We start from the raw sequence: 16,036 nt of genomic DNA on the forward strand, positions 1-16,036 counted from the left end.
CTAACAGGCTGACGCCTGCAAGGGGGAAACTGCGATCAAAGCGACGGACGGATCAGTGCCAGGCTGTGGGGTTGGCCAGCCAGGTAATCGTCCAGGCACTGCAGGACCAACTCGCTGCGCCACTGAGGGCGCTGCTCCAGCAATTGCTCGCGGGTCAGCCAGCGTGGGCCGATGATGCCGTGGTCCAGTGGGTAGTCGGGATGGTGGCGCAGCGGCCTGGCGGCGAAGCACACGCGCTGGTAGGTCACGCCGTTGCTGGGGGCGGTGTAGAGGTAGATGCCCACTACGCCGGTCAATTCCACGTCCCAGCCGGTTTCTTCAAGGGTTTCGCGCACGGCTGCCTGCAGCAGGCTTTCATTCGCGTCCAGGTGCCCGGCGGGCTGGTTGAGGACCGCCTGTTCGCCCTGGAACTCCTCGACGAACAGGAAGCGTCCCTGGTCCTCGACGATAGTGGCGACGGTGATATGGGGTTGCCATTCCATGGGTAGGGCTCTGTCTTGAGTGGGGTGATCATCATAAAACGAACACCCGTGCCTGTAGGAGCGAAGCTTGCTCGCGATGAAGGTCGCGCGTTGCGCCTGGCCCATCGCGGCCCCTTGTCGCGAGCAAGTTTCGCTCCTGGAAGAATGGTGTTGTACAGAAAGCACAAACCCCGGCACGGGGCCGGGGTTTGCGTTACAGCGGTATGGCTTAAGCCAGCGCAGCGATAGCCGCGTTGAGGGTAGCGCTCGGGCGCATGGCCTTGCTCACCAGCTCAGGGTTGGCTGCGTAGTAGCCGCCGATGTCCACTGGCTTGCCTTGTACGCCGTTGAGCTCGGCGACGATGGTCGCTTCGTTCTCGGTCAGGGCCTTGGCCAGGGGAGCGAACTGCGCTTGCAGTGCTGCGTCCTCGGTCTGGGCTGCCAGGGCCTGGGCCCAGTACAGCGCCAGGTAGAAGTGGCTGCCGCGGTTGTCGATGTTGCCGACTTTGCGCGATGGCGACTTGTTGTTGTCCAGGAACTGGCCGGTGGCCTGGTCCAGGGTCTTGGCCAGGACCAGGGCCTTGGCGTTGTCGTAGGTGTTGCCCAGGTGTTCCAGGGAGGCGGCCAGGGCCAGGAACTCACCCAGGGAGTCCCAGCGCAGGAAGTTCTCTTCCAGCAGCTGTTGCACGTGCTTCGGAGCGGAACCGCCGGCACCGGTCTCGAACAGGCCGCCACCGTTCATCAGCGGCACGATCGACAGCATCTTGGCGCTGGTGCCCAGTTCCATGATCGGGAACAGGTCGGTCAGGTAGTCACGCAGTACGTTACCGGTCACCGAGATGGTGTCCTTGCCGTCGCGGGTGCGGGCCAGGGTGAATTTCATGGCTTCGACCGGCGACATGATGCGGATGTCCAGGTCGCTGGTGTCGTGGTCCTTCAGGTAGGTCTGGACCTTCTCGATCATCACGCCGTCGTGGGCGCGCATCGGGTCGAGCCAGAAGATCGCCGGGGTGCTGCTGGCACGGGCGCGGTTGACGGCCAGCTTGACCCAGTCCTGGATCGGCGCGTCCTTGGTCTGGCACATGCGGAAGATATCGCCGGCCTCGACTTTCTGTTCCAGCAGCAGGTTGCCCTTGCTGTCGGTAACGCGTACCACGCCGTCGGCCTTGATCTGGAAGGTCTTGTCGTGGGAGCCGTACTCTTCGGCTTTTTTCGCCATCAGGCCAACGTTCGGCACGCTGCCCATGGTGGTCGGATCGAAGGCGCCATTGGCCTTGCAGTCTTCGATCACGGCCTGGTAGATGGTGGCGTAGCAGCGATCCGGAATCACCGCCTTGGTGTCGTGCAGCTGGCCATCGGTGCCCCACATCTTGCCGGAGTCACGGATCATGGCCGGCATCGAGGCGTCGACGATCACGTCGCTCGGCACGTGCAGGTTGGTGATGCCCTTGTCGGAGTTGACCATGGCCAGGGCAGGGCGAGCGGCGTAGACGGCCTGGATGTCAGCCTCGATCGCAGCTTGCTGCTCGGCTGGCAGGGCCTTGATGCGGGCGTACAGGTCGCCGATGCCGTTGTTCAGGTTGAAGCCGATTTCCTGCAGCACCTGGGCATGCTTGGCCAGGGCGTCCTGGTAGAACTCGGCAACGATCTGGCCGAACATGATCGGGTCGGAGACCTTCATCATGGTGGCTTTCAGGTGGACCGACAGCAGTACGCCCTGTGCCTTGGCGTCTTCGATTTCGGCGGCGATGAAGGCGCGCAGGGCCTTCTTGCTCATTACGGCGCAGTCGAGGATCTCACCGGCTTGTACGCTGGTCTTTTCCTTCAGGACGGTGGCGGTGCCGTCCTGGGTGATCAACTCGATCTTGACGCTATCTGCGGCTTCGATCAGTGCGGCCTTCTCGCTGCCGTAGAAGTCGCCGCTGCTCATGTGGGCCACGTGGGACTTGGAGTCCTGGGCCCAGCTGCCCATCTTGTGCGGGTGCTTGCGTGCGTAGTTCTTGACCGACAGCGGAGCGCGGCGGTCGGAGTTGCCTTCACGCAGGACCGGGTTCACGGCGCTGCCCTTGACCTTGTCGTAACGGGCCTTGGCGTCTTTCTCGGCGTCGGTGGTGGCGTTTTCCGGGTAGTCCGGCAGGGCGTAGCCCTGGGCTTGCAGCTCCTTGATCGCGGCCTGCAGCTGCGGTACCGAGGCGCTGATGTTCGGCAGCTTGATGATGTTGGCTTGCGGGGTGACCGCCAGCTCGCCCAGTTCGGCGAGGTGGTCCGGCACGGCTTTGCTGCCCAACTGCTCGGGGAAGCTGGCGAGGATGCGCCCGGCCAGGGAGATGTCGCGGGTTTCCACGGCGATATCAGCCGAAGCGGTGAAGGCTTCTACGATAGGCAGCAGGGAATAGGTGGCGAGGGCGGGTGCTTCGTCGGTGAAGGTGTAGATGATCTTCGAGCGGGTGGGCATATTCGGATTAACTCTCTTCTTTGCTAAAGCGTGCGCAGAAACTCGAGGTGCGCCGGGTAAAGCGCTTTCGTTCAAAGGTCATCCATGAGCCGAATGTCGAGGTTTCTTCGCGGTGATGTTGGGTGCATCAGTCGAGCGTCAAGCGGGTGGGTTGCGGTAACAACCCGGCTTCGTGCGGCCAGTCTCGGCTAGTCTTTTTCCGGTTGCAGAGCGTTCGGCCGTCGTGACTCTGTGGTCAGCGGCGGCATTATACATAGGTGGCTAGCAAAACGCCGGTGCTTCATATGCATGGGCGCTCGTCCATTGGTCTAAAGGTCGCAGGCAAGGTGGCGGCGTAGAGTCGTCGCCAGTGCTCGAGTTTGGCACTTTTCCCTTTGCTTTCAGGCTTGTAGGCCGCGAATTGCAACGCTTTCACGGCATCCGGGTGGAACATGAGGTTCCCGTCCAGATACAACTGGGTTACGCTCGAATGCAGCCAGATGTTCAATCCACACAACGGAGTTCAGCATGGGATACAAGAAGATTCAGGTTCCAGCAGTCGGCGACAAAATCACCGTCAATGCAGACCATTCTCTCAATGTTCCTAACAACCCGATTATCCCTTTCATCGAAGGCGACGGTATTGGTGTTGATATCAGCCCGGTCATGATCAAGGTTGTCGATGCTGCAGTGAAAAAAGCCTACGGCGGCGAACGCAAGATTTCCTGGATGGAAGTGTATGCCGGGGAAAAAGCGACTCAAGTGTACGACCAGGACACCTGGCTTCCCCAGGAAACCCTGGACGCGGTGAAGGATTACGTGGTTTCCATCAAGGGCCCGCTGACCACTCCGGTCGGTGGCGGCATCCGCTCCCTGAACGTGGCGCTGCGCCAGCAACTGGACCTGTATGTGTGCCTGCGTCCGGTGCGCTGGTTCGAAGGCGTGCCCAGCCCGGTGAAGAAGCCTGGCGATGTGGACATGACCATCTTCCGCGAGAACTCCGAGGACATCTACGCCGGTATCGAGTGGAAAGCCGGTTCGGCAGAAGCCACCAAGGTGATCAAGTTCCTCAAAGAGGAAATGGGCGTCACCAAGATCCGTTTCGATGAAAACTGCGGCATCGGCGTCAAGCCGGTCTCCCTGCAGGGCACCAAGCGACTGGCGCGCAAGGCGCTGCAATACGTGGTGGATAACGATCGTGACTCGTTGACCATCGTGCACAAGGGCAACATCATGAAGTTCACCGAAGGTGCCTTCAAGGAGTGGGCCTATGAAGTGGCGGCCGAGGAGTTCGGCGCGACCCTGCTGGACGGTGGCCCGTGGATGCAGTTCAAGAACCCGAAAACCGGCAAGAACGTCATCGTCAAGGATGCCATCGCCGACGCCATGCTCCAGCAGATCCTGCTGCGCCCGGCCGAATACGATGTGATCGCCACCCTCAACCTCAACGGTGACTACCTGTCCGACGCCCTGGCGGCGGAAGTCGGTGGCATCGGTATCGCTCCAGGCGCCAACCTGTCCGACACCGTGGCCATGTTCGAAGCCACCCACGGTACTGCGCCCAAATATGCCGGCAAGGACCAGGTCAACCCGGGCTCGCTGATCCTCTCGGCCGAGATGATGCTGCGCCACATGGGCTGGACCGAAGCGGCGGACCTGATCATCAAGGGCACCAACGGCGCGATCTCGGCCAAGACCGTGACCTATGACTTCGAGCGCCTGATGGACGGTGCGACCCTGCTGTCTTCCTCGGCCTTCGGTGATGCGCTGATCTCGCACATGTAAGCCACGCTGCGAGCAAAACGAACCGGCCGATTCAATCCCTTGAATCGGCCGGTTTTTTTATGACTGGATGTTGGGTAAATCAGCTCAAGGCGCTTTCGTGCTGGGCCTCGGCGGCAAGGATTTCTCCGGGCGCCTTCAAGGAGCTTATCTTGACCGCATGCAGCCCCTTGGGTCCTTGGATGATCTCGAAGCTCACGGCCTGCCCGGCTTTCAAGGTCTTGTAGCCATCCATTTCGATGGCCGAGTAGTGGGCGAAGAGATCGTCGCTCTTGCCCTCCTCATTAATAAAGCCGTAACCCTTGGCATTGTTGAACCACTTGACCTTACCGCTAGCCATACTCATATCCCTCTGCAACAGACTCCATCACTGGAGTATCATCCAGTTCATCCACCGCCAAACTTGGTAAAAAGGTTGACGCCGTGGACGTTTATTACCCAATGTGGGCCCTATTGGTTGTAACACCGTTTTGCCGATAGTCAAGGTGACCCGGCGGTCGGAGTTGAATTCCCCCCAGGGCGCCCCCACCACTGTATTTGCACAACTGACGAACCTTCTTTCCATGCATGCAATCAGCCAGATTCGACTAACATTCAATCAGGATCGCCCGGACTTGCACGACGACGATTCCGCTGGCTTGGCGGTACAGGAGGCCAAGCCTGCGCTTCAGGCGCCGCCGATGTACAAGGTGGTTTTGTTCAACGATGACTACACCCCGATGGATTTCGTCGTCGAAGTGCTCGAGATGTTTTTTAACCTGAATCGCGAGCTGGCGACCAAGGTCATGCTGGCCGTCCATACCGAAGGACGGGCAGTGTGTGGATTGTTTACCCGCGACATCGCCGAGACCAAGGCCATGCAGGTCAACCAGTACGCCAGGGAAAGCCAGCATCCGCTACTCTGTGAAATCGAGAAGGACGGTTAACGCCGACCACTTGGGTATGAGGTGAAGCTATGTTAAACCGCGAGCTCGAAGTCACCCTCAATCTCGCCTTCAAGGAGGCCCGTTCGAAGCGTCATGAGTTCATGACCGTCGAGCACCTCCTGTTGGCTCTATTGGATAATGAGGCCGCTGCCACTGTTCTCCGTGCCTGCGGAGCGAACCTCGACAAGCTCAAGCATGACCTGCAGGAGTTCATCGACTCCACTACGCCATTGATTCCTGTACACGATGAAGATCGCGAGACTCAGCCAACCCTGGGTTTCCAGCGGGTGCTGCAGCGCGCGGTATTTCATGTGCAGAGTTCGGGCAAGCGTGAAGTTACCGGTGCCAACGTACTGGTAGCGATCTTCAGCGAGCAGGAGAGCCAGGCAGTGTTCCTGCTCAAGCAGCAGAGCGTTGCCCGCATCGACGTGGTCAACTATATCGCCCATGGCATCTCCAAGGTGCCCGGGCATGGCGACCATTCCGAGGGTGAGCAGGAAATGCAGGACGAGGAGGGTGGGGAGCCGTCTTCTTCGGGCAATCCTCTGGATGCCTATGCCAGCAATCTCAATGAACTGGCCCGTCAGGGGCGCATCGACCCGTTGGTTGGGCGCGAGCATGAGGTCGAGCGCGTGGCGCAGATCCTGGCTCGCCGGCGCAAGAACAACCCGCTGCTGGTGGGCGAGGCAGGGGTGGGCAAGACCGCGATTGCCGAAGGCCTGGCCAAGCGTATCGTCGACAATCAGGTGCCAGACCTGCTGATCAACAGCGTGGTGTATTCCCTGGATCTGGGCGCCCTGCTCGCAGGTACCAAGTACCGTGGCGACTTCGAGAAGCGCTTCAAGGCGCTTCTGGGCGAGCTGAAGAAGCGTCCGCAGGCGATCCTGTTCATCGACGAGATTCATACCATCATCGGTGCCGGTGCGGCGTCCGGTGGGGTGATGGACGCCTCCAACCTGCTCAAGCCGCTGCTTTCTTCCGGTGACATCCGTTGCATCGGCTCGACCACTTTCCAGGAATTCCGTGGGATTTTCGAGAAAGATCGGGCCCTGGCCCGGCGCTTCCAGAAGGTCGACGTCACCGAGCCTTCGGTCGAGGACACCATCGGTATCCTGCGCGGGCTCAAGGCGCGCTTCGAGCAGCACCACGGCATCGAATACAGTGACGAAGCCTTGCGTGCCGCGGCGGAATTGGCCTCGCGCTATATCAATGACCGGCATATGCCTGACAAGGCCATCGACGTCATCGACGAAGCGGGCGCCTTCCAGCGCCTGCAGCCGGCCGAGAAACGCGTCAAGCGCATCGAAGTGGCGCAGGTCGAAGATATTGTGGCGAAGATTGCCCGTATTCCGCCGAAGCATGTCACCAGTTCCGACAAGGAACTGCTGCGCAACCTCGAGCGTGACCTCAAGCTGACGGTGTTCGGCCAGGATGCGGCGATCGACTCGTTGGCTACCGCCATCAAGCTGTCCCGTGCGGGCCTGAAGTCGCCGGACAAGCCGGTCGGTTCCTTCCTGTTCGCCGGCCCTACCGGTGTCGGCAAGACCGAAGCGGCGCGGCAACTGGCCAAGGCCATGGGGATCGAGCTGGTGCGCTTCGACATGTCCGAGTACATGGAGCGGCATACCGTTTCGCGCCTGATCGGTGCGCCTCCCGGTTATGTCGGTTTCGACCAGGGCGGACTGCTGACCGAGGCGATCACCAAGCAACCGCACTGCGTGCTGCTGCTCGATGAAATCGAGAAGGCCCATCCGGAAGTCTTCAACCTGCTCCTGCAGGTGATGGATCACGGAACCCTGACCGACAACAACGGGCGCAAGGCGGATTTCCGCAACGTGATCATCATCATGACCACCAACGCCGGTGCTGAAACCGCGGCGCGAGCCTCCATCGGTTTCACTCATCAGGATCACTCTTCCGATGCCATGGAAGTGATCAAGAAGAGCTTCACGCCGGAGTTCCGCAACCGCCTGGATACCATCATCCAGTTCGGTCGCTTGAGCCATGAAGTGATCAAGAGCGTGGTGGACAAGTTCCTTACCGAGCTTCAGGCGCAGTTGGAAGACAAGCGCGTGCAGCTGGAAGTGACCGATGCCGCCCGCAGTTGGCTGGCCGCCGGTGGCTACGATGTAGCCATGGGGGCGCGTCCGATGGCGCGCCTGATCCAGGACAAGATCAAGCGCCCGTTGGCCGAAGAGATCCTGTTCGGCGAGTTGTCCGACCATGGCGGTGTGGTGCACATCGACATCAAGGATGGCGAGTTGACCTTCGATTTCGAGACCACGGCGGAAATGGCCTGATAGAGCTCGTCTCGTAGAAATGCCAAAGGCACCGCAAGGTGCCTTTGTGCTATCTGGAGAATGGATGTTGAAACCTGCAGGCAGGTTTTTCAGGCGCCAACAAAAACGCCCGGCTTGGCCGGGCGTCTTGTATTGACTTGCTTAGCGAGCGCGGTAAGTGATACGCCCTTTGCTCAAGTCATAGGGCGTCAGCTCGACGCGCACCTTGTCACCGGTAAGAATACGAATGTAGTTCTTGCGCATCTTGCCGGAGATGTGCGCGGTTACGACGTGCCCATTTTCCAACTCCACGCGAAACATGGTGTTGGGCAGGGTGTCGACGACAGTGCCTTCCATTTCGAAGCTGTCTTCTTTCGACATGCAGTAAAGCCCTCGGTGTCCAGTTAATGGCCCGGTGCAACTGCGCCAGGCAAAAGCGGCGTGCATTGTGCCCGAAAAGTGGGGTTCAAGCCAAGACCTTCTAGTTCAGGAGCACCCAGCGCTGGTTGATCAGAAGCTCGATGGGGCGGTATTGAGTCTTGTAATTCATCTTTTTGCAGTTCTTGATCCAATAGCCGAGATAGACCGCGTCAAGGCCCAGGCGCAGGCTTTCGCCGATCTGCCAGAGGATCGCGTAGCGCCCGAGGCTGCGGCGTTCTTCGTCGGGTTCATAGAAGGTGTAGACCGCCGACAGGCCGTTGGGCAGCAGATCGGTGACGGCTACGGCCAGCAAGCGGCCTTCGAGGCGAAACTCATAGAAGCGCGAGAAAGGCAGGTCGCGGACCAGGAAAGTCGAGAATTGATCGCGACTGGGGGGGAACATGTCGCCATCGGCGTGGCGTTGCTCGATGTAGCGCTGGTACAGGTCGAAATATTCTTCGCTGAAACTGGGTTTGGCCGCTTGCACGGTCAGGTCGCTGTTGCGCTTGAGGATGCGTTTTTGCTGGCGATTGGGCAGGAACTGCGCTGCCGGGATGCGCGCCGGTACACAAGCGTTGCAGTTTTGGCAATGGGGCCGGTACAGATGATCACCGCTGCGGCGAAAGCCCATTTCCGACAGATCCGCATAGACATGCACATCCATGGGCTGGCTGGGATCGAGGAACAGGGTAGTGGCCTGTTCGCCGGGCAGGTAGCTGCAAGAATGGGGTTGAGTGGCATAAAACTTCAGGCGCGCCAACTCGGTCATGAGTCAACCCTCGGGATAAGCTTTGGCTCTAAGTGTAAGCCACCCCCGCCAAACCCGCCTAGGAAACCCATGTGGCGCGGCTCGGCTGGTCCAGGTGACGTTGCAGGTAATCGGAAAATTCCCTGCGGGTGATGGCACGGGCACCCAGGCTATGCAGATGGTCGGTGGGCATCTGGCAGTCGATCAGGACGAAACCCCAGTCCTTCAGTCGCTCCACCAGTGTGGCGAAGCCGAACTTCGATGCATTGTCGGCGCGGCTGAACATCGATTCGCCGAAGAACAGCTGTCCCATGGCCAGTCCGTAAAGCCCGCCCACCAGTACTCCCTGGTCCCAGACCTCCACCGAATGGGCGTGGCCACGCTGATGCAGTTGCAGGTAGGCGTTCTGCATCGCCTCGCTGATCCAGGTGCCATCGGCATAGGTTCGGGGCGCGGCGCAGGCGCTGATGACCGCGGCGAAGTCTTGGTCGAACGTGACCTGGTAGCGCTGTTGGCGCAGGAGCTTGGCCAGGCTGCGGGATACATGCAGTTCGTTCGGAAACAATACGGTGCGCGGATCCGGCGACCACCAGAGGATTGGCTGGCCCTCGGAAAACCAGGGAAAGCAGCCGTGGCGGTAGGCCTGGACCAGGCGCTCGGCCGACAGGTCGCCCCCTGCAGCCAACAGGCCGTTGGGCTCGCGCATGGCTTTTTCCAGGGGGGGGAAATCAAGATTGTTGCGTTGTAACCAGGTCAGCATGGCATCCAGACTTGCGGCAGGGGAGGGCGGTGGCAGGCCGCCAGGCGACCTGCCACAAGCCTAGGGCGAGGCCCTAGTTGTCGTCGAGGAATTTTTCCGCGTCCAGGGCAGCCATGCAACCGGCCCCGGCGGAAGTGACGGCCTGGCGGTAGACGTGGTCGGCCACATCGCCAGCGGCGAACACTCCGGGGATGTCGGTGGCGGTGACGTCGCCTTCGCTGCCGCCCTTGACCAGCAGGTAGCCGTCGCGCATCTGCAGTTGGCCCTGGAACAGGTCGGTGTTGGGCTTGTGACCGATGGCGATGAATACGCCGGACAGCGCCAGGTCGGTGGTGGCGCCGGTCTGGCTGTCCCTCAAGCGCGCGCCCGTGACTCCGCTGGCATCGCCGAGTACTTCATCCAGATGCTGGTTCCAGTGCAGGCGGATGTTGCCATTGGCCGCTTTGTCGAACAGCTTGTCCTGGAGGATCTTCTCCGCCCGGAGCTTGTCGCGGCGATGCACCAGGTGCACCTCCCGAGCGATGTTCGACAGGTACAGGGCTTCCTCTACCGCGGTGTTGCCGCCGCCGATCACCGCCACTACCTGGTTGCGATAGAAAAAACCGTCGCAGGTCGCGCAAGCCGAAACGCCCTTGCCGGAAAAGGCTTCCTCGGAGGGCAGGCCCAGGTATTGCGCCGAGGCCCCGGTGGCGATGATCAGCGCGTCGCAGCTATAGCTGCCGCTGTCGCCGACCAGGACAAAAGGCCGTTGCTGCAACTGAGCGGTGTGAATGTGGTCATAGACGATCTGAGTGTCGAAGCGCTCGGCGTGTTTCTGCATGCGTTCCATCAGCACGGGGCCGGTCAGGCCTTCGACATCGCCAGGCCAGTTGTCTACTTCCGTGGTGGTGGTCAGTTGGCCGCCGGCCTGCAGGCCGGTGATCACGGTCGGTTTGAGGTTGGCCCGGGCGGCGTAGACCGCGGCGCTGTAGCCGGCAGGGCCGGAGCCCAGGATGATCAGGCGTGAATGCTTCGCGTCGTTCATAAAAACACCTCATAAGCCTTTGTCAGCAAAGAGAATGCATGCTCCAATTGAACAGCGTATGACAGGCAGAAAACGATGCCCGGCGAGCCTTCCTGGCGTGGCATGGAGTGAACAAACCCGTACAATGTGGCGTTATAGCGGGCTTATTCGCAATTGCACTGTTTCAGAAGCAAGTGACTGAATGTTAAAAGTAGCCCCAGTTACGCCGGTCAACTTTATTTACCTGCTCGGATTGAGCAGTATTTGTAGTCAATCACCCGTTGGACGCGCCCTTGGCGCAGGAAAAGACGCGTTTTGAAGAAATCCACCGCAGCACCCAAACCCGTTGTTCCGCTCTGGCGTCAACAGTTGCACTACCGGCTCAAGGAAGGTGCGCTGATCGCCATCGGAGCCTTGTGCCTGTTCTTGATGATGGCGCTTTTGACCTATGGCAAGGACGATCCGGGTTGGAGTCATAACAGCAAGATCGAGGACGTGCAGAACTTCGGTGGTCCCGCCGGTTCCTACAGCGCCGACATGTTGTTCATGGTGCTGGGTTACTTCGCCTATATCTTCCCGCTGTTACTGGCGATCAAGACCTACCAGATCTTCCGCCAGCGCCATGAGCCCTGGCAGTGGAGTGGCTGGCTGTTTTCCTGGCGCCTGATCGGCCTGGTGTTCCTGGTGTTGTCCGGCGCGGCGCTGGCGCATATCCATTTCCATGCCGCCACGGGCCTGCCGGCCGGTGCTGGCGGCGCCCTGGGCGAGAGCCTGGGCGACCTGGCCAAGAATGCCCTGAACATACAGGGCAGTACCCTGATGTTCATCGCCCTGTTCCTGTTCGGCCTGACGGTGTTCACCGACCTGTCCTGGTTCAAGGTCATGGACGTCACCGGCAAGATCACCCTCGATCTGTTCGAGTTGGTCCATGGCGCTGCCAATCGCTGGTGGGATGAGCGCATGGAGCGCAAGCAACTGGTGGCGCAACTGCGCGAAGTGGACGCCCGGGTCGACGAAGTCGTAGCGCCGAGCGTCGCCGACAAACGCGAGCAGGCCAAGGTCAAGGAGCGCCTGATCGAGCGTGAGCAAGCCCTGAGCAAGCACATGTCCGAGCGCGAGAAGCAGGTGCCGCCAGTGATTACGCCAGTGGCCACCAAGCCGCCGGAGCCGAGCAAGCGTGTGCAGAAGGAGAAGCAGGTACCGTTGTTCATCGACAGCGCGGTGGACGGTACCTTGCCGCCGATCTCGATCCTCGACCCTGCGGAAAAGAAACAGCTCAACTACTCCCCCGAGTCCCTGGCGGCCGTCGGCCACTTGCTGGAGATCAAGCTCAAGGAGTTCGGGGTCGAGGTCGCGGTGGACTCCATCCACCCAGGGCCGGTGATCACCCGTTACGAAATCCAGCCAGCGGCCGGGGTCAAGGTCAGCCGGATCGCCAACCTGGCCAAGGACCTGGCCCGTTCCCTGGCCGTGACCAGCGTGCGGGTGGTGGAAGTGATTCCCGGCAAGACCACCGTGGGCATCGAGATTCCCAACGAAGACCGGCAGATAGTGCGCTTCTCCGAAGTGCTCTCGACTCCGGAATACGACAACTTCAAGTCCCCGGTGACCCTGGCCCTGGGCCACGACATCGGCGGCAAGCCGATCATCACCGACCTGGCGAAGATGCCGCACCTGCTGGTGGCCGGTACCACCGGTTCCGGTAAGTCGGTGGGGGTCAACGCGATGATCCTGTCGATCCTGTTCAAGTCCGGGCCGGAAGACGCCAAGCTGATCATGATCGACCCGAAGATGCTCGAACTGTCGATCTACGAGGGCATTCCGCACTTGTTGTGCCCGGTGGTCACCGACATGAAGGACGCGGCCAACGCCCTGCGCTGGAGCGTGGCCGAGATGGAGCGGCGCTACAAGCTCATGGCCAAGATGGGCGTGCGCAACCTCTCGGGCTTCAATGCCAAGGTCAAGGAAGCTATCGATGCCGGCACGCCGCTGGCCGACCCGCTGTACAACCGCGAGAGCATCCACGACGAAGCACCTTTGCTGACCAAGCTGCCGACCATCGTGGTGGTGGTCGACGAATTCGCCGACATGATGATGATCGTCGGCAAGAAGGTCGAAGAGCTGATCGCCCGTATCGCCCAGAAGGCCCGGGCCGCCGGTATCCACCTGATCCTGGCGACCCAGCGGCCGTCGGTGGACGTGATCACCGGCCTGATCAAGGCCAACATCCCGACCCGCATGGCGTTCCAGGTATCGAGCAAGATCGACTCGCGGACCATCATCGACCAGGGGGGCGCCGAGCAACTGCTGGGCCATGGTGACATGCTCTACATGCCGCCCGGTACCAGCCTGCCGATCCGGGTCCATGGCGCCTTCGTATCCGACGATGAAGTGCATCGCGTGGTGGAGGCCTGGAAGCTGCGCGGCGCGCCCGAATACAACGACGACATCCTCAATGGCGTCGAAGAGGCCGGTAGCGGTTTCGAAGGCAGCAGCGGCGGTGGCGAGGGCGACGATCCGGAAGCCGACGCGCTCTACGACGAAGCGGTGCAGTTCGTGCTGGAAAGCCGCCGGGCCTCGATTTCCGCGGTCCAACGCAAGCTGAAGATTGGCTACAACCGCGCCGCCCGGATGATCGAGGCCATGGAAATGGCCGGGGTGGTGACGGCGATGAACACCAACGGTTCCCGCGAAGTCCTGGCTCCCGGCCCTTCGCGCGACTGATCGCGGTTTCGATATCAGCGGCGTGAGGCCACGCCGCTCCATCTACCTGAATGAGGAATCCCATGCGCCTGATTCGCATGTTGCTGCTGCCGGTATTGGCCGTGACCACCCTGTCGGCCCACGCCGATCCCAAGGATGTGGCCCGCCTGACCCAGTTGCTGGAAAAGTCCCAGACCCTGAGCGCGCGCTTCTCGCAACTGACCCTTGACGGTAGCGGCACCCAGTTGCAGGAAACCGCGGGCGAGATGTCCCTGCAGCGTCCTGGCCTGTTCTACTGGCACACCGATGCTCCCCAGGAGCAGTTGATGGTTTCCGATGGCCAGAAGGTTTCGCTCTGGGACCCTGACCTGGAGCAGGTGACCATCAAGAAGCTCGACCAGCGCCTGACCCAGACCCCGGCGCTGCTGCTCTCCGGCGATGTGTCGAAGATCAGCGAAAGCTTCGACATCACCTCCAAGGAAGCCGGTGGGGTGATGGACTTCGTCCTCAAGCCCAAGACCCGCGACACCTTGTTCGACAGCCTGCGCCTGTCGTTTCGCAACGGCATGATCAACGACATGCAGTTGATCGACAGCGTCGGCCAGCGCACCAATATCCTGTTCACCGGGGTCAAGGCCAACGAGTCGATCCCGGCTTCCAGGTTCAAGTTCGACATCCCCAAGGGTGCCGATGTGATCCAGGAATAAGAGCCGTTTCCGCGCCCCGGCGGCGTTCGTCCAGGCCCGCATCGACAGGATGCGGCCTGGCGCCGTCGGGAGCGGCCCGTTCCGCGTCGCCGTCCCGAGGTTTGAAGAAAGTCCATGGACCTGTTTCGAAGTGCACCGATCGCCCAGCCGCTGGCTGCGCGCTTGCGTGCCACCAACCTGGACGAGTACGTCGGCCAGGAGCACTTGCTGGCCCGGGGCAAGCCGTTGCGCGAAGCCCTGGAGCAGGGCGCGCTGCATTCGATGATCTTCTGGGGCCCGCCGGGCGTGGGCAAGACCACGCTGGCGCGGCTGCTGGCGGACGTTTCCGATGCGCATTTCGAGACTGTCTCGGCGGTGTTGTCCGGGGTCAAGGAGATCCGCCAGGCGGTGGAGGTCGCCAAGCAGCACGCCGGGCAATATGGCCGGCGCACCATCCTGTTCGTCGATGAAGTGCATCGTTTCAACAAGTCGCAACAGGATGCCTTCCTGCCCTACGTGGAAGACGGCACGCTGATCTTCATCGGCGCCACCACGGAAAACCCCTCCTTCGAACTCAACAACGCGCTGCTGTCCCGGGCTCGGGTCTATGTACTCAAGAGCCTGGACGAGACGGCGCTGCGCAAGCTGGTGCAGCGTGCCCTGGGCGAGGACCGCGGCCTGGGCAAGCGACACCTGAGCCTAAGCGACGAAGGCTTCCAGATGCTGATGTCGGCCGCCGATGGCGATGGTCGGCGCATGCTCAACCTGCTGGAGAACGCTTCCGACCTGGCCGAGGACGGCGGCGAGATCGGCACCGACCTGCTGCAGAGCCTGCTGGGCGATACCCGGCGGCGCTTCGACAAGGGCGGCGAGGCGTTCTACGACCAGATTTCCGCGTTGCACAAGTCGGTGCGTGGGTCCAATCCCGATGGCGCCCTATACTGGTTCGCCCGCATGCTCGACGGCGGCTGCGATCCGCTGTACATCGCCCGGCGCGTGGTGCGCATGGCCAGCGAGGACATCGGCAATGCCGACCCCCGGGCCCTGAGCCTGTGCCTGGCGGCCTGGGATGTGCAAGAGCGGCTGGGCAGCCCCGAGGGCGAGCTGGCAGTGGCCCAGGCCATCACCTACCTGGCCTGTGCGCCGAAGAGCAATGCGGTGTACATGGGCTTCAAGAACGCCATGCGTGCCGCTGCCGAGCACGGTTCGCTGGAAGTGCCGCTGCACCTGCGCAACGCCCCGACCAAGTTGATGAAGCAACTGGGCTACGGCGAGGAGTATCGCTACGCCCATGACGAGCCGGACGCCTATGCTGCCGGCGAGGACTACTTCCCCGAGGCGCTGGAGCCCCTGGCTCTCTACCAGCCGGTACCCCGTGGCCTGGAATTGAAGATCGGCGAGAAGCTCAAGCACCTGGCCGCCCTGGACCGGGCCAGCCCCCTGCAGCGGAGAAAACCTTGATCCCGTTGATACTCGCGGTTTCGGCCGGCGGCGTCGCCGGCACCCTGTTGCGCTTTGCTACCGGCAACTGGATCAGCGCCAATTGGCCGCGGCACTTCTATACCGCGACGCTGGCCGTTAATATCGTGGGCTGCCTGCTGATCGGCGTATTGTACGGACTGTTCCTGATCCGTCCGGAAGTGCCGATCGAAGTGCGTGCCGGATTGATCGTCGGTTTCCTCGGCGGGCTGACGACTTTTTCATCCTTTTCACTGGATACCGTGCGTCTGCTGGAAAGCGGACAAGTGGCGCTGGCCCTGGGCTATGCGGCGCTGAGTGTATTCGGCGGGCTGCTCGCCACCTGGGCCGGCCTGTCCCTGACCAAACTTTGATA

At 61.4% G+C, this 16,036-nt stretch carries 14 protein-coding genes; 7 read left to right on the forward strand and 7 right to left on the reverse strand.

The genetic code is table 11. The features are described 5' to 3' along the window. Positions 1–35: 35 nt before the first annotated feature. Together CAG11_RS25195 and CAG11_RS25200 are read right to left on the reverse strand one after the other, a co-directional pair. Entirely contained in the window at positions 36–482 is a 447-nt protein-coding gene (locus CAG11_RS25195; RefSeq protein ID WP_022639637.1) for an NUDIX hydrolase, read from the reverse strand. Positions 483–690: 208 nt separating this feature from the next. Further along, on the reverse strand, positions 691–2,916 hold the full coding sequence (locus CAG11_RS25200; RefSeq protein ID WP_085598543.1) for an NADP-dependent isocitrate dehydrogenase: 2,226 nt from the start codon (positions 2,914–2,916) through the stop codon (positions 691–693). Positions 2,917–3,423: 507 nt separating this feature from the next. Between CAG11_RS25200 and icd the strand changes: the two genes are divergently transcribed. Next, positions 3,424–4,680, forward strand: a complete 1,257-nt coding sequence (icd, locus tag CAG11_RS25210) for an NADP-dependent isocitrate dehydrogenase (protein WP_011062175.1) — start codon at positions 3,424–3,426, stop codon at positions 4,678–4,680. Between the two features lie 79 nt (positions 4,681–4,759). Here the strand turns inward: icd and cspD are convergent, their stop codons facing one another. Then, a complete protein-coding gene (gene cspD / locus CAG11_RS25215) occupies positions 4,760–5,017 on the reverse strand; it encodes a cold shock domain-containing protein CspD (protein WP_031320140.1) in 258 nt (85 codons plus the stop codon). 223 nt (positions 5,018–5,240) lie between these two features. Between cspD and clpS the strand changes: the two genes are divergently transcribed. Both clpS and clpA read left to right on the forward strand, forming a co-directional pair. Next, positions 5,241–5,603, forward strand: coding sequence for an ATP-dependent Clp protease adapter ClpS (gene clpS, locus CAG11_RS25220; RefSeq protein WP_011062173.1), 363 nt, complete (start codon positions 5,241–5,243; stop codon positions 5,601–5,603). 29 nt (positions 5,604–5,632) lie between these two features. Beyond that, positions 5,633–7,903 (forward strand): ATP-dependent Clp protease ATP-binding subunit ClpA, encoded by a 2,271-nt coding sequence (gene clpA, locus CAG11_RS25225; protein WP_053136619.1) that lies wholly within the window; start codon positions 5,633–5,635, stop codon positions 7,901–7,903. Positions 7,904–8,044: 141 nt separating this feature from the next. Here the strand turns inward: clpA and infA are convergent, their stop codons facing one another. The 4 genes from infA to trxB form a co-directional block, all read right to left on the reverse strand. After that, complete coding sequence (gene infA, locus CAG11_RS25230; protein ID WP_002553999.1) at positions 8,045–8,263, reverse strand: translation initiation factor IF-1; 219 nt, start codon at positions 8,261–8,263, stop codon at positions 8,045–8,047. A 100-nt stretch (positions 8,264–8,363) separates the two neighbouring features. Beyond that, positions 8,364–9,071 carry an arginyltransferase gene (locus CAG11_RS25235; RefSeq protein ID WP_085598545.1) on the reverse strand — a complete coding sequence of 236 codons (708 nt, stop codon included), beginning with the start codon at positions 9,069–9,071 and terminating at the stop codon, positions 8,364–8,366. A 58-nt stretch (positions 9,072–9,129) separates the two neighbouring features. After that, the gene (gene aat / locus CAG11_RS25240; protein WP_031320138.1) at positions 9,130–9,810 is read right to left on the reverse strand and encodes a leucyl/phenylalanyl-tRNA--protein transferase; all 681 of its coding nucleotides are present in this window, start codon (positions 9,808–9,810) and stop codon (positions 9,130–9,132) included. A gap of 73 nt (positions 9,811–9,883) precedes the next feature. Continuing rightward, a complete protein-coding gene (trxB, locus tag CAG11_RS25245) occupies positions 9,884–10,834 on the reverse strand; it encodes a thioredoxin-disulfide reductase (RefSeq protein WP_085598547.1) in 951 nt (316 codons plus the stop codon). Between the two features lie 294 nt (positions 10,835–11,128). Between trxB and CAG11_RS25250 the strand changes: the two genes are divergently transcribed. From CAG11_RS25250 to crcB, 4 genes are all read left to right on the forward strand, one after another. After that, on the forward strand, positions 11,129–13,537 hold the full coding sequence (locus CAG11_RS25250; protein WP_085598549.1) for a DNA translocase FtsK: 2,409 nt from the start codon (positions 11,129–11,131) through the stop codon (positions 13,535–13,537). A 62-nt stretch (positions 13,538–13,599) separates the two neighbouring features. Then, the gene (gene lolA / locus CAG11_RS25255; protein WP_022639628.1) at positions 13,600–14,223 is read left to right on the forward strand and encodes an outer membrane lipoprotein chaperone LolA; all 624 of its coding nucleotides are present in this window, start codon (positions 13,600–13,602) and stop codon (positions 14,221–14,223) included. Between the two features lie 114 nt (positions 14,224–14,337). Further along, positions 14,338–15,663 (forward strand): replication-associated recombination protein A, encoded by a 1,326-nt coding sequence (locus CAG11_RS25260; RefSeq protein WP_022639627.1) that lies wholly within the window; start codon positions 14,338–14,340, stop codon positions 15,661–15,663. Then, positions 15,660–16,034, forward strand: coding sequence for a fluoride efflux transporter CrcB (gene crcB / locus CAG11_RS25265; protein WP_022639626.1), 375 nt, complete (start codon positions 15,660–15,662; stop codon positions 16,032–16,034). The genes CAG11_RS25260 and crcB overlap by 4 nt, the downstream gene beginning before the upstream one ends. Positions 16,035–16,036: the final 2 nt, after the last annotated feature.

It is taken from the genome of Pseudomonas sp. B6(2017), from assembly GCF_002112765.1.
GTDB lineage: Bacteria > Pseudomonadota > Gammaproteobacteria > Pseudomonadales > Pseudomonadaceae > Aquipseudomonas > Aquipseudomonas piscis.